Genomic DNA, 15,842 nt, shown 5'->3' with positions numbered 1-15,842 from the left:
TGTTTCCTATTAAAATGATGCATTAATACTGAAAGACACCGAACGCGCAAAAGGGTAATCTAAACCTCTTTCGGCCAAAACTGTTGATGCTCTTAAAATATTATTCATATACGCATTAAATCGCAGCGTTGAAACTCCTAAAACATCTAACCACTTTTTATTTGATGCTCTATACCCTAGGTTAACTGATTCACCAATAATTAAATTTTCATCCTGTACAAAGCGTGAAGAAATTGGTACTGCCGCAGTTTCAGTAATCCCTTTAAACATAGCCATATCTCCTGGCTGTTGCCATCTATCGTATAAGGCTCTTTTGTCTTGATTAAAACCGACTTCTGAATAGCTAATATTTTCAACTTTGTTAAACAAAGCATTATTAAATTGCTGTCCACCTAATCGGTATCTTAAATTTATCCCAAGCGTAAAGTCTTTAAACGAAAAATTATTGCTAATCACCCCTTCTAGATCTGGCCTAGAATTACCAACAACAGTTTCATCATCATAATTATGAACAAAGCTCGTTTGTCCGTTATTTTGTAAAAAGACTTCTTTCCCTGTCGCTGGATCAATCCCTAATGATGGTACTGCCCATATATCATCAGGACTAAAACCATCCTTATAACGTTTAAGAGATCCTGATTGTATTGCTTCCTCGTCCAATTCTTGTAATTGGTTTCCAAAGCCATCATACTGCATATTCACAATCGCCGTTGTTACTCCCAGACGCCACATAAAGCGGTTTTTCATATCGTTAATAATTTTATAATTAACAATAGCTTCAAAACCTTTAACTTCTAAACGTCCCACATTTAAAGGATAACTAGTTAATCCTGTTGATGCGGCTAAACTAACTGGCACAACTAACGGATCGGTATTTTTCCTATATAAGTTAAAACGTCCATCTAACCTATTATTGAACAGCGCAATATCTAGTCCTAAATTCATATCAAAGGTACGTTGCCACTCTAAATTCGGGTTTGCCAGTGTAACTAAACCAACACCTGCTCCAAATTCATTTATTGTAGATCCATAAGCATATACAGAAGTTGAAGCTACACTTCCTAAGTTTTGATTACCCGTATATCCAAAAGTCTGTTTAAGGCGCAACAGGTTAATAACACTTGAATTTACACCACGTTCTTTGTGAATATTCCATCCAAGACCTACAGACCAGAACGGAGAATATTTTTCGTTAGCTCCAAAGGCTGTAGATCCATCTAGCCTATAAGTAAAATCTAGTAAATAACGATTATCATAAGCATAATTTACAAGTCCCATAATGTTATTTCTTCGGTACTTTCTCGTAGAATAACTTGGTTTTGCATTTGGATCGTAACTAAAAGAAAAACTAGGATTTGCATTAGTTCCGTTTGGAAAACCTACAGCAACTGTTCCGTAAGATTCATTATTTTGCTCTTCCACATCAGCTCTTAAGTTGGCTGTAACACTATGTTTCTCGGCAAATAGATTTCTATATGTTAACATAAGGTTAGCCATATAGCTAAAATTATCAATTTCTGTGTTTCTATATTCTCCTTTTTCAAAAAAGCTTACATCATCAAAAACCGGGTCTTCAGGATCAATAAACACTTCTCTTTCTGAAGTCTCATTCCTTAATTGTACCCCCCCATTAAGCCTTAATCTTGATGTAAGATCTACTATAATGTTTAAATTATTTCTAAACCCTATTCCTTTAGTTTCGTCAGAACTATTTATGGTCGTTCTATATAATGGATTAACAAAATCTGTTCTAACTCCATTTTCATCAAGATATCTGGTAATCTCACCATTCTCATCATATTTTCTATAATAAGGATTAGCTCTTGCAAAATTTGAAAAAGAACCATAATTAGATTCCATTGCAGTGTAACCATCCATGTAAAATCTATTTGAAATATTTACTTTTCCTTTTCTATAATTCAAATCAATATTTGCACCCCAGGTATCACGCCCAGATCCCTTCATTACACCCTGTCCATCTCTGTAATTTAAACCAGCATTAAACCTAAACTCATCTGACCCTCCTGCTGCATAAACTGAATGTCTTTGAGTTATAGCTGTTCTGGTTGGTTCACTTAACCAATAGGTATCTACACCTCTTCTTACGTCTGCTAATTTCTGATTATACAAACTATCCAGTCTAACCTGAACGCTATAATCTTCAATGTAATAAGTCCACATTCCGGCCAAACGCTCATATTCCAGTTTTTCAGAAGCATTCATTAAATTATAATCTGTTAAATCTGGTGCATCAACAGAAAAATCTCCTGTATAACTTAGTATTATTTTCCCAGACTCAGGTCGCTTAGTTTCGACCACCACAACTCCATTAGCTGCTTTAGACCCATACAATGCTGTTGATGCGGCATCTTTTAAAATAGTTATAGAAGCCACACGATTCATATCTAAGTCAACAATAGACCTTAAATCAGTTTCAAACCCATCTAAAATAAATAAAGGACTATTTGGATCTGCGCCAAACTCGTCTCTTAAATCATCATTAGTAATACTTGTTTGCCCTCTTACTTCAATATTTGGCAGTACATTTGGGTTAGAACCTTGTAAATTATTTTCAAGCACTATAAACGAAGGATCTAAAGTTCTTATACTTTGGATTATGTTTTGATTACCTATTGCTTTTAATTCTTCACCAGAGAATGTACTTACAGCACCTGTATAGGTTTCTTTTTTCCGTTCTACGATTCCAGTTACTATAACTTCCTCCAAAGCTGAAATATCTTCAACTAACTTAACATTGATAGATTTTTGATTTTCAAAAACAACCTCTTGCGTCTTAAAACCTACGTAACTAAATACTATGGTCTGTCCTTTTTCAACTACAATTTTAAAATTTCCGTCAAAATCAGTACTGACTCCCTTTTTAGTCTCCTTCACTAAAACAGTAACACCTGGTAAAGGCTGACCAATTTCGTCGGTAACAACTCCACTTAAAAGTCTACCTTGTTGTACTTCAACAGGTACAATTAAGTAAAGCCCGTTACTTTGTTCTTCTAATTTAAATCCTGATCCTATTAAATTAGATACTATAACTTCAACATCGGTATCAACAAATTCTATGTTAACAATTCTATTAATATCTAATGTGTCATCACTATAAAAGAAATCAATATTAGCTTTATCGCTAATCGTTCTTAAGGCTTCATGAAGCGGAACTCCATTAAGATTTAAAGTGATTTTTTGTGAAAATGCAAAAGCGCCGATATTGAATAAAATAATAAACAAGTACATTGATCGTCTCATAATGCTCAGAATTTGTGGCATAAATCGCCAGAGAACAAAATACGTTTCCCTTGAAAAGTTTTTTTTCATACATTTACGTGTTAAATTGGTTAATTATTTTTAGTCACTTAGTTAATCAACAGTATTTTACAACCGGTTGATATTGGCGTATCAATCGGTTATTTTTTTACTGTTAGTTTTTAAATATTTCTATTTCAATAGTATTGTTTTCATTTTTATATGCTTTATAATCAATTCTTGCTGTTTTAGCTATCATATCCATTAAGCTTCTCAACTCATTATCTTTTCTAGCCACACCTGTAAACACAATGTTTTTAAATTTTTCATCTTCAAATTTCACTTCAAAGTCATACCATCTTCCTAATTTTCTCAGAATATTATCAAGAGGTTCGTGTTCAAAGTAAAATTTACCGTCTTTCCAGGATGTAAAGTTTCTAACATTTATTTTACTGTTTAACTGAATATCTTTAAGTCCTTTTTTGTAATAACCTTGTTGATTTGGTGCCAGTATCACTTCACCTAAATGTTCAGATGTTAATTGTACTTTACCTTCTACTAAAGTGGTTGCAAAAAAATCATCATCATCATAAGCACTAACATTAAATGATGTTCCTAAAACTGTAACATCTAATGTCTTTGTTTTCACAATAAACTTCTTGTTACTTTTAACAACATGAAAATACGCTTCGCCATTCAATTCCACCTCACGTGTTTCTCCTACAAAAGCTTCCGGATATTTAATAGAAGATGCAGAGTTTACCCAAACTCGTGTACCATCTGGCAATACCACACTATAAATTCCACCATGTGGCACGTGTAATGTATTGTAACCTATATTAGCCAAAGTATTATCATTAGCTGCTTTATATTCTAAAACATCGTCTTTATTTTCAATAAAACTCACTCCGCTAGACTGAATGTTTTGATTTTTATGAGCATCTAAAGCGACTTCTGTTCCATCTGCTAAAATTAATGTTGCCTTAGAATATCCTGGCTTAATTTCATTTAAAGTTTCTTGAGTAATCAACTGCTCTTGTTCATTAGAACGGTATTGCCAATAAAACGCCACGGATAAAAATAAAACTAAGATAGCTGCATATTTCATTAGCTGTCTGAAACGTTTTACTTTGATGGATTTATTAATTTTTCCTTGAAGTTGATTATATTTTTTGTCAGTACTTAACGATTGATAAAATTCATACTTATCATTTAACTTTTTATTGTCGATAATATCTTGATATAATTTGGAAGCTTCGTCATTTTGCAACCATCTATCAAGTTCTGCTTGTTCGTCTGATTCTATAGTCCCCATAAGAGATTTCCCTATCAGCTCTGCAACTCTATATTTTGAATACAATTTTTCGTTCATTTTTATATTACCAAAACATTACATGTATGTTAATAATACATTGTTTTTATAGTAAGAGTAAAATAAACAGAGAATGGGTGGAAAAAAAATTTAAAAAATTTGTGTTTTTAACAAAATCGATAAATAAATCGTAACAAAAGGTTGATCTTTAAGGCTTCGTTTAAGTAATTCTATAGCCCGTGATCGCTGGGATTTTACAGTATTCACAGAGATATCCATTTCTAATGCAATATCTTTATACCTTACACCTTCTATGCAAGACATTTTGAAGACTTTTTTGCATTTATCTGGTAATTCCTCAATCGCTTTCATAAGAATCGCATGTGTCTCTTCCTCTATGATATATTGATCCTCCTGAGATATTGCTTCGTAATTTACAGCTTCCAATGGTATTTCTTTATGGTTATTTCGTAAATAAGTAAAACACCTATTTTTAACCATAGTATATAAGTAAGATTTTAAATCTTTCACAGATTCCAACTCCTTTCTTCTCTCCCACAAATACAACATACAATCCTCTACTACTTCTTCAGCTACAAATTGATCCTTAACATATTTTAAACTAAATGAAAGTAAACGAGGATATAAGGAATAGTATATCCCTTTAAATGATTTTGCTGTAATTTCTGTATTTTCAGCTGTCAACTTAATTTAATTTATCTATTTACGGGTTTTGTTAAAAATTTCCTAAATATAAATCTTCTTTTATTAAATCAAAGTCCCTCGTTAACATATTTCAAAATATTAAAAAAAACGAGTATAAACCACCTAACTATTCTTACATAATACAAAAAAAGACCCCAATTACTTGAGGTCTTTTTTATATTTAAGTTAATCCTATTCTTAAAAATCGAATTTATAAGTTGCTCCGGCCAATACCTGAAAACTTTGCACCGGGAAATTCTGCCAACGCTGATACCCCTGACTTGCTATATTATTCATTTTTGCAAAAATGGAAAGCTGCTCAGTTATGTGATAACCGGCATGGGCATTTGCATCAAAATAACTATCTAAACTAACGGTTACTGGTACTGAATTCACAAACGGATCGGCAACATAATATTGATCTTTCCGTTTGCCAACAAAATACACATTAGCACCCGCAAACCATTTCTCATCAATTTGATAATCTAAAAACAACGAACTTTTAAAATCTGGAAGGTTCCAGGCTTCCGCTTCATTGTCGGTTGAATATGCAAAATACTCTCCTTTTAACGATGCTGTAAAATTTCGATTAAGATCGACACTCAACTCTCCCGACACACCAAACGTTTTCATCTCGTCATATACAACTCCAAAAGAATTTCCATACGAGTAATTAAACTGATTCACGGTTTGAATCGCATTATTTTTAAACAAAGCTTTATTCTTATCAGATATATAATGTCCGGCAAATTTATAACTCGTGTTACTGGTTACTTTTCCTTTAATTCCTGCAAAAGCATTATACAACTGATCGGTTGGCTGTACAAATAAAGTTGGCGACACAAACGGATTTTCCTTAGCAAAATCGTAGTACGAATTCTGCTGTAAATCTCCTTGAATACCACCGTAAGCAATTAACACTTCACTCACTAAACGGTAACTGGCCGTTATGTTAGGATACAGATACAACTTATTATCACTAGCTTCGATATCGCTCATAAAATACACCGAAATCCCTAAGTCAAGCGTTAAATCATCCTGCTTTAATTGATAGGTTGGCGATAAACCTATTTGAAAATTACTGTATTTTAAAGCTTCATCCAGATTATAACTTCTATCGAAACTTCCGCCTAAATAATCAATTTTAAGTTCAGTTGCTATTTCTTCGTAATTAATAGGAATATCTGCTTTGCCTTTCAACACAAAACGATTTTCACCTGAACCCATATTATCACCAAAATGCCTGAACAAGGCACTTCCTGATTTTAAATAGGTATCTTCAAAGGTTATATCTCCTCCAACGTAAGCATTGTTAAATTTATGATCGACCTGAATACCATCTAACTGCGCCTGATTAATTTGAGATTCGGGAACGCCATACCAATTGTAGTTTTGGTGCTGAAATCCGCCTTCTACTTTCCACGACATATATCGTAAACGTGAAGCGTAATTCAGGTTGATTTTTGAGTCAGAAAAATTATCGTCGAACACTAAATTTTCAATTCCACCACCAGATGAATGATGACTAAAATATCCGCCCACGTTTTCAGTACGACTCAAGGCATGGTTCACATATAATTCGCCTAAGAATGTTGTGTAAGACCCAACACCCAAGGTGGCATAATTATCGAATAATTTAATAGGTTTTGCCTTTTCGATTCCTTCGGCTTTACCTTTAGCCGGGGTAAACGTTGATGCCACCGGAAATGAGAATATATTGTATTTTATATCCTTTTTTGTTTCGGTAGTTTCGTCGTCTAAAGTCGGAACTTCTTTTACCTTAAACGCATCTGAAATAGTTGGTGTATAAGGTTTCACTACATCAATCACACCTGTATTAAGTGTATCCTTCGGATTATTTTGAGAAAACGCCGCCAGTCCTGTAAACGTTACAGCCGCCGTTACTATATATTTTATGTGCTTTCGCATATGATTCTTGTTTCGTTTTTAGATTCAGGGTTTTAATTGTCGTCAGGTTGAACAGATGAATTCGTTTTAGCTTCGTTTGCCTTAATCGCTTTAAGCTCGTTTGTTGCTTCTTCTACAACATCGTCAAACTCTTTAAAGTTTTCCGTAACGCTTTCTAAAATATAAGTCGCCTGGAATGCATCATTCAACGCATAGAAATTCTTCGCCATAAGCACCAAACCTTTAGCACTGTAATACTTATACCCTGAAAAATCTTTGGCTAGTTTTTGTACTGTTACATTTGAAACTTCATAGCTTCCGGCTTTATTTTTAAAGTATGCATTATAGTAAAGTGCTTCGGCTGCCGTTTCTCCTGTAGCGACAGTTTCTACTTTTGCATATGCCGTTTTGGCTTTAGCCTCATTACCTGTTTTCATAGCTGATCGGGCAATAATTATGTATGCATCACTCTGAATTTTATTATCTATTTTAGAATTTGCCAATACCTTTTCTGCGTAAACTACCGATTCATTGTAGCGCTCTAATTGATAATTCGCTTTCATTAAGTTCGATTGCGCAAATACGACATTTTGCGGCAAGCTGGCTTCATCTTCTAAACGTTCAAGTAGCGGCATCGCTTTATTCCAGTCTTTATTTTCAAGATAATATTGCGATAATCGAGAAAGAGAAACTTCAGTAAATTCACTCTGAGGGACACCAACCACAAACTCATAATGAGGCGCGGCATTAGCCGATAAATTTTGCTTGTAATACAACTGCGCTACGTAAAAATGCGATTGTAACAAGTGTAATCCTTTAGGGAATTGATTTAAATACCCATTGAATTGTTTAATGGCTTTATCGGTATTATTGTCTAAATACTGCTTTTCAGCAGCCTCATAGGTCGCGTTATCTAAATCGGCGTCGGTAACCTCAACATAATTCAAGGTTTTTACCCAGTTTGCATAATCATTAACACGCCCCATATCGATGTAAATAAGTCGTGCTGTAGCAACCGCCTGAACAGCTTCTGGTGAACCTTCGTAATCGGCAGCCACCTTTTTGAATTTTGTTAAAGCCTGTTCATTTTGATTCGTATTGTAATACACCAAACCTTGACGTAACAACGATTTCGGCACAAATGAACTCATACGGTATTCCGAATTTAATCGATCATAACTACGCATGGCTTTATCGGTTTGATTGTCTTTAACCAATGTATTTCCTAGTTCGTACATGGCATCATCACGTAATTTAGAATTCGGATATTTTGAAATAAACGTTTCTAATTCACTTATTTTCTGAGCGTCCTTCCCAATATATCCGGCACTAATCGCCTTTTGGAAGAATGCATAGTCGGATTCAATTGCATTCAACTTAATCGCACTTTCATAGGCATTAATAGCACTTTGATAATTACTCGATACGAAAAAGGCATCACCCAAACGCAAGTAGGCATCATTTAGTCTTACATTATCGCGCTGCTTTGTTGCCGAAATAAACGAACTAAAAAGCTTAGTCGCCTGATCGTAACTTTTAAGTTTAAAATACGTGTAAGCTAAATTATAATCAATATTTTCATATTCGGGTGTCGAAGTTGCTCCGGCTTGTTGCTTAAACTGCTGAAAACTTACCAAAGCGTCATCGTAGTTGGTTAAGTTGTAGTCGGTTTCGGCTTTCCAAAACGTTGCTCTTGCCGTATAATTAGGATCACGTGGCTCTTTAAGTGAAGCCTCAAACATTTTCTTGGCTTCTAAAAACTGATTCTCACTATAAAGTTCTAATCCTCTATAGAAAGCGACTTTTTGATAAGCCACTTTATTTTCGAAGCTACTTTTACCTTCTAATAACCGAAGCGCTTCTTTATAGTTTTTGGAAGTAATATAAGAATCAATCAGTAAGGTTTCAATCTCTTCGCGTTGCGCCGATTTCGGATATTTTTCTAAGTACCCGGTTAACACCTGAGGTGCGGACTGATAAGCATTTCCAATCTCATAACTGATTTTAGCATAATTTAAATACGCGTCTTCCTGAATTTTTAAATCGAAATCCATTTGCGAGGCATTTCTAAACGCATTCAACGCCTCCTGCTTTTTGCCTAATTTAATATAACTTTCTCCTAAATGGTAATAGGCATTTTGAGCAATACTATTCGTTCCGCCTATAATTTTATTAAATTCTGAAACCGCATTTTCATAATCGCCTTGCTTGTAATACGCATACCCTAACTGATAAAAATCGGTGTTATTCCACTTTCCTTTTTTGCCTTTATATGCTTTTAAATACGGAATTGCTTCGGCATATTGTTCTAAGTTGAAATAACTTTCTCCAATGATCTTTGAAAGTTCAGAGACTTCATCACGATTGCTCTTCTGTAACTGTGCTTTGGCTAAATCGATGGCCTTTTGAAAATTCCCAAGTTTGAAATTTAAATCCGCTTGATAATATGACAACTTCTCCTTGTATTTTTCCTGATTACTTACCTGATCGAAGTATTCATTAGCCTGCTTATAATCGTCTCCTTCATAAGCCATATACCCAATATAATACTTAGCCTGAGAACCATATTCTTTAGAACTTTCAACGCGCGACAAGTACTTTTTGGCATCACTATATTGTTTCGCTGCAAATGCTGAATACCCATTATTAAAGTAAAATTTCTCCTTATCACTATACGCTAAGCCGCTTTCATCAACTTTATCATACCATTTTCTGGCATAAGCATATTTTCCATTGGCAAAATAATAATCGGCGACATCTAAATAGGCCGTGTTACGTTTGGTACTCGTTGGGTAATCCTCGACAAAACTTTCGACTAATTTATCGGCATTCTGCTGATTTAAACGTACGGCACAATTAGCGATATAATAGGTACAATCTGACTGTAACCCTTCATCTTTATGCTCCTTTTTAACATTTGAAAATAACGTTTGAGCGGCCATATACTGCTGATTATTATAAAGCGACAAAGCCTTTTGATAATCTACTAGATCACTTGTATACGTAGCCGATTTTTGTGCTGAAATTTGATAACTTACACCTAAAGCTATCAAAAAAGAAACACCATTTATTTTAATCATTAACGATTCATTTTTTAATTTGAAATCAAAGATAATTTATATAAAAGGTATAACGCAATAATCGTGCTATAATTATAAACCGACTTATTAAAAATTAGAAAATAACATAGAAAAATCAGCGTTTAAAGCAAATAACAAAAAACTTTTTAAACATTAATTTTTAAGATTCAACTTATAAATAATACATTTACAACACGTAAAAACTTTTCATTTAAAATCTATGTCAAATCCTATTTTACAATTAAAAGACGCCTCTATTTTTCAGGGAGACAGCCTAGTGCTTTCTAACATAAATGTCGAAATTAACAAAGGTGATTTTGTCTACTTAATTGGAAAAACTGGAACCGGGAAAAGTAGTTTTATGAAAACACTTTACGGTGATTTACCTCTTACTAAAGGTGAAGGCTATATTGTTGATTTCAACCTAAACGGATTAAAAGAAAAAGATATTCCTTTTTTACGCCGAAAATTGGGGGTGGTATTTCAAGATTTTAAACTCCTTACCGACCGAACGATAAATGAAAATTTATTATTTGTTTTGAAAGCCACCGGCTGGAAAGACAAAGAAGCGATGACTACCAGAATTGAAGAGGTTTTAACGAAAGTAGGTATGAGTACCAAAGGCTTCAAATTTCCGCATGAACTTTCTGGGGGAGAACAGCAGCGTATTGCCATTGCCAGAGCTCTACTTAACAACCCTGAGCTTATCCTTGCTGACGAGCCTACAGGAAATTTAGATCCGCAAACCAGTATTGAGGTGATGGAGGTCCTTCAGGACATTAATAAAAATGGCAATACTATTTTAATGGCTACACATGATTACGCTCTGTTACTAAAATACCCAAGTAAAACTTTAAAGTGTGATGAAAATCAAGTATATGAAGTGGTACAAAGGAAGGGGTAATTTATGTTATCAATTTTAATTCCAACATATAATTATAACGTATACCCTTTAGTTTTTTCTTTAGTCCAACAATTATCAATACAAAATATCTCTTACGAAGTTATAGTTTTAGATGATGGTTCTCAAAATCACTATCGTCTTCAAAATGAAAAAATAAATAACTTCAATTTTTGCAAATTCTTAATTAACAAGAATAACTTAGGCCTCAGCTCTACAAGAAACCTATTAATCAAGGCATCTAAATACAATTACGTTTTATTTATTGATGGAGACTCTGTAATTTTTGATTCTAATTACATTAAAAACTACATTCAAGCGATCAACAACAACCTCAATATTATTTATGGAGGTCGTATTCACCCTAAAGCTATTGGGCATTCTAATCAAAAATTAAGGTGGAAATATGGAAAATATGTTGAAGACAAACTGTGCGACGTAAGAACACAATCACCTTACAAAACCTTAATGTTTAATAATACCTTAATAAAAAAAGACCTATTAAAAAAAATTCAGTTTGATTCTACAATAACAAAATATGGACACGAAGACACTTTATTAGCATACCAAATAAGTTTATTACAATTTAAAGTAACTCACATTAATAATCCTGTAGAACATGGCGATATAGATTTAAATACTATTTTTATCGCTAAAACAATTTCGGGGTTAGATAACCTTAAATCTATCTATAAAAAAAATTTAATAGAAATAGATTTTATTACACTTTTAAAATGGTACGATAAATTATTTCGTTTTAAACTTCATTATATTTTCATTCTTTTTCACCACCTATTACAAAATGTAATGATAAAAAACTTAGAGTCCCAATTCCCTTCCTTATTAGTTTTTAAGTTATTTAAAATATGTCATTTTTGTTATACGTGTAATCAAGAGATAGATTGAAACAAATTATCCCATTGTTGCATAATGGATTTTATTTCGAACTCTTTCGCAAAAGATTTTGCACGATTACCCAATAATTTTTTCGAATCTTTATCATTTATTAAAAAACAAACCTTTTCAATAAACATATTAAAATCATTTTTTTCAACAAGAAAACCGTTAATATTATCTTGAATTAGCATATCTGTCCCTGAAGTGCCATTAAAAGCTACAACAGGTATACTGTGAGCCATAGCCTCTAACAATACCAATCCGAATGCTTCAGACTCTGATGTTGTTAACAACATGGATGCTTGTGTGTAAATTTCTTCTACATTCGATACAGGATCAAAAAACTTTACGTTATCTTTTAATTTTAATTTCGAGACTAATTCATCTAATTTCAACTTTTCATTTTTTTCACCGTAAATCTTCAAAATCCAATCTGGATACTGTTTTACCACATCTTTCCAGATTCTCAAAAGCTTATCATATCGCTTTTCAACAGATTGTCTTCCAACTGCAACGACAAATCTACTTTCAAGCTTATTAACTTTTAAGGGGGGATCGAACCACAAAGGGTTTGGTATAACCTCCAGATTACTACCCTGCCAAGTTTGCTTTTCTTGCTTATTTAACACAACAAACAACCTATACCTCATAATTATTCTATCAAGTAAAACATTAGATAGTTTTAACTTTAAAAAATCGATAATGCCGGATGAATTTATATACTTACCACAATGCCTTTCATAAACTATGGGTATATTCTTTTTAAAAAAATAAGTTAATAGAGTCCCTTTTAATCCATTATCACAATTAACTACAACATTAGGATTCTCTCTTTCAACAACCTCTAAAACTTTATTTTTAAATGAAAAAAAAGTATCATGTTGTATATGATAGAATTTTATTGACTTGCTGAAATCATAAAAAAAGGGGGCTTTTATATAGTTTGAGTTTATTACAACAATCTCGTAATTATAGTAGTTTAAAAGATAATTTAGTTTAACAGATAGTATTCTAGACACCCCTCCTGAGCCTTGAATTCCAGTTGTTATGTATAATATTTTTTTCAAATCTTAATTTAAACGCATCAATTTCAACCATTGTTTTCCAACCACATCTAAAGAAAATTTCTCAACACTTTTTACTGCATTAAATTTACAAATTTCATATAATTTTTCATCAGAAACCATTTGATTCATTCCGGCTATTAACTCTTCCTTGTTTTGATTCTTAATTATTAATCCATTATTTTCATTCTGAATAATCTCACGAGGCCCAGTTAAACAATCGAATGCAACCACAGGTATACCACAGGCCAAAGCCTCTAATAACACCATTGGAAACCCCTCAAATTCACTTGTTAGAACAAAAAACTTTGCTTTACTAATATATTTATAAGGGTTCTTTTTAAAACCCATCAAATGGACCAAATGAGCTACTTTGTAATCTTTAGCTATCTGTAATAACCGATTTCTTTGCACCCCCTCTCCTAAAATAAAAAGAGCTATATTATTTTTAGGCAACTCTGATTTTGAATAAGCTTTAATTAAAACATCAAATTGTTTTATATTGGTTTCAAATTCTCCTACTCCAATTATAAATTCTCCTTTAAATGAAATAGATTCATCCTTCAAAATATTCACAGCCGATATATCTATTGGATTATATATGAAATCACCATTTTTAAATCCATACCTCTGTTCAACAAGCGTTTTCATATATCTATTTATACTGACCATAGCATAACTTGAATTATATAAGAATTTAGCAAACACTCTCGATTTAGGAATATACTCATCTAGCTTAGAACTATGAATGGTATAAATAGTGTTGGTGGTATAAATAAATTTACTAATAAATATTTCTTGAAAAAGATTTACTCTAAATCGAAAATCGATAATAAAATCAAAATCATTAGTTTTTATGTATTTGTAAAAAAGTTGAAAACGTTTAATTTTATTAAAAATGGTATTGACATTACTTTTATACTGCCCTAAATTAAATAAAGTTCCAGAATAATTATAAGCTACATCATCATGAAAAGTAACAATATAAACTTCGATGTTGTGAGAATCGAAGAAATTAGAAAGGTGAGCCATCACTCTTTCCGAGCCCCCTTTATTTAATCTAAAGCCAACTAAAGCTATTTTTTTTCTCTTCATCTAGTTAATACCTCTTAACGTTCATTTCTTTTCGAAATATTTAAAATTTATCTTAAATTTCAAAACTATTTCAACCAACCTATTATTTTTTCATGATAGATTTATCTATTCACCTAATTACTTACAATAACGAAAAATATATTGAAGAAACGTTAAAATCAATTCTTAAACAGCAAGTAAATTTTAATTATGAAATTGTTGTTGGAGATGATTGCTCCACCGACGAAACTTTCAAAATAATTGAATCTTATAAAGAAAAACATCCAACTTTATTCAAAATAAAGAAAAATGAAACTCGCTTAGGTATTTTTAAAAACTTTAAAGTAACCTTAGATAGATGTGAAGGGACTTATGTTTTCGACATTGCAGGAGACGATTTATTAAAACATGAATATTCTCTTCAAAAGTTAGTAGACATCCTAAAAAACAATTCTAATTTAGGTTTTGTTGATAGTGGCGTTGACTTACTGATAGAAAAAGATGGACAAAATAAAACTATTGAATTTTGTAATAAAAAAGTACTCAGTTCTTCCAAAGAGACTTATAGAAACAATATTTTACTTTGGAATTCCCCCATGTTTGCAGGTGTTTGCTTTAATAAAGCCTGTATTTATAAATTTGTTGATTTTGATAAATACTTTAAAATGAATATATCATTCGAAGATTATCCAATACTAGTAAATTTAGCTATGAATACAAACTTTGAAACCATAAAAGAATCATTACATACATACAGAATGCATAAAAATTCATCTAGCAACAAAAAAGGTTTTGAAAATCAATTATATTTAAAACATCAAGAAAAAATATTATTCGATTTTTTCACTAAAAAGTATAATTTTGAAAATAACCTAATTAATATTTTTAACAAAAACCATTATCGTAAATTACTTTTTTTGTCAGGTTATTATGAAAAAAAAGAACTCGGACAGGAATCGTATAAAATGTTAAAGAATAAAAACTTAAAGGATTATATTCATTATTTTGCAAGTCAAAACAAACTTTTCAGAAAACTAATCTCCATCGTTTAAAATTTTCCAGTTTCTAAAAACTCGTTAAAATCCCTAATATAATCCTCCTCTCTATAAACATCTGAAGCTATAACTAAGCATACTGCACCTGACGAAAAATTTTCCAACTCTCTCCAAACACCTGGTGTGATTAATAACCCTTTAGCAGGATTATTGAGAGTAATTCGTTTCACTGTATTTTTATAATCTTTTAAAACAACGTCAAAACTTCCACTAATTGCAATAATAAATTGTTTAAGTTCTTTATGAGCATGCCCCCCTCGATAGGAACCACTAGGAACATCAAAAAGATAATATACTCTCTTTACCGAAAAAGGAATTACATCGTTTTCTACCACAGCTATATTTCCTCTGTAATCTTCAATTTTAGGAATTGGGATTATTTGCACATCCTCCATCGTAATCTTAATAATTTTATTTTACAATATGTTTTAAATTAACCTCTAACAAAACAATTCTAGGTTTATCATTAAAGAAAATCTAACCGTACAAAAACAAAAAAACAATTTTTATACTACATAATAATAATAAATTTCATTTATTTATGAATTCGAAATAGTTATAATTTATTTCACTTTTTAATTTCAAAAC

At 32.1% G+C, this 15,842-nt stretch carries 11 protein-coding genes; 3 read left to right on the top strand and 8 right to left on the bottom strand.

Annotated elements, in window-relative coordinates; all coding sequences use genetic code 11:
• Positions 1–9: 9 nt before the first annotated feature.
• From ICJ84_RS03595 to ICJ84_RS03575, 5 genes are all read right to left on the bottom strand, one after another.
• Positions 10–3,261, bottom strand: a complete 3,252-nt coding sequence (locus ICJ84_RS03595) for a SusC/RagA family TonB-linked outer membrane protein (RefSeq protein ID WP_188214983.1) — start codon at positions 3,259–3,261, stop codon at positions 10–12.
• A 172-nt stretch (positions 3,262–3,433) separates the two neighbouring features.
• A complete protein-coding gene (locus ICJ84_RS03590) occupies positions 3,434–4,630 on the bottom strand; it encodes a FecR family protein (RefSeq protein ID WP_188214982.1) in 1,197 nt (398 codons plus the stop codon).
• 90 nt (positions 4,631–4,720) lie between these two features.
• A complete protein-coding gene (locus tag ICJ84_RS03585; protein WP_188214981.1) occupies positions 4,721–5,275 on the bottom strand; it encodes an RNA polymerase sigma-70 factor in 555 nt (184 codons plus the stop codon).
• 198 nt (positions 5,276–5,473) lie between these two features.
• Positions 5,474–7,204, bottom strand: a complete 1,731-nt coding sequence (locus ICJ84_RS03580; RefSeq protein ID WP_188214980.1) for a porin family protein — start codon at positions 7,202–7,204, stop codon at positions 5,474–5,476.
• 32 nt (positions 7,205–7,236) lie between these two features.
• The gene (locus tag ICJ84_RS03575; RefSeq protein WP_188214979.1) at positions 7,237–10,263 is read right to left on the bottom strand and encodes a tetratricopeptide repeat protein; all 3,027 of its coding nucleotides are present in this window, start codon (positions 10,261–10,263) and stop codon (positions 7,237–7,239) included.
• Positions 10,264–10,483: 220 nt separating this feature from the next.
• On the opposite strand from ICJ84_RS03575, the gene ICJ84_RS03570 reads away from it, so the two are divergent.
• Entirely contained in the window at positions 10,484–11,167 is a 684-nt protein-coding gene (locus ICJ84_RS03570) for a cell division ATP-binding protein FtsE (protein ID WP_188214978.1), read from the top strand.
• A gap of 3 nt (positions 11,168–11,170) precedes the next feature.
• On the top strand, positions 11,171–12,070 hold the full coding sequence (locus tag ICJ84_RS03565; RefSeq protein WP_188214977.1) for a glycosyltransferase family 2 protein: 900 nt from the start codon (positions 11,171–11,173) through the stop codon (positions 12,068–12,070).
• Here the strand turns inward: ICJ84_RS03565 and ICJ84_RS03560 are convergent.
• Positions 12,055–13,128, bottom strand: coding sequence for a glycosyltransferase (locus ICJ84_RS03560; protein WP_188214976.1), 1,074 nt, complete (start codon positions 13,126–13,128; stop codon positions 12,055–12,057). The two genes, ICJ84_RS03565 and ICJ84_RS03560, sit on opposite strands and share 16 nt — an antisense overlap.
• A gap of 3 nt (positions 13,129–13,131) precedes the next feature.
• Positions 13,132–14,220: a glycosyltransferase gene (locus ICJ84_RS03555; RefSeq protein ID WP_188214975.1), complete on the bottom strand. Its 1,089-nt coding sequence runs from the start codon at positions 14,218–14,220 to the stop codon at positions 13,132–13,134.
• Positions 14,221–14,312: 92 nt separating this feature from the next.
• Here ICJ84_RS03555 and ICJ84_RS03550 point away from each other — a divergent pair, with 92 nt between their 5' ends.
• Complete coding sequence (locus ICJ84_RS03550) at positions 14,313–15,251, top strand: glycosyltransferase family 2 protein (protein ID WP_188214974.1); 939 nt, start codon at positions 14,313–14,315, stop codon at positions 15,249–15,251.
• Here the strand turns inward: ICJ84_RS03550 and ICJ84_RS03545 are convergent.
• A complete protein-coding gene (locus ICJ84_RS03545) occupies positions 15,248–15,649 on the bottom strand; it encodes a sugar 3,4-ketoisomerase (protein WP_188214973.1) in 402 nt (133 codons plus the stop codon). The genes ICJ84_RS03550 and ICJ84_RS03545 overlap by 4 nt on opposite strands.
• Positions 15,650–15,842: the final 193 nt, after the last annotated feature.

It is taken from the genome of Aestuariibaculum suncheonense, assembly GCF_014596935.1.
Lineage (GTDB): Bacteria > Bacteroidota > Bacteroidia > Flavobacteriales > Flavobacteriaceae > Aestuariibaculum > Aestuariibaculum suncheonense.
The sequence above is the reverse complement of the archived record's forward strand: the minus strand, read 5'-3'. Positions and strand labels throughout refer to the sequence as shown.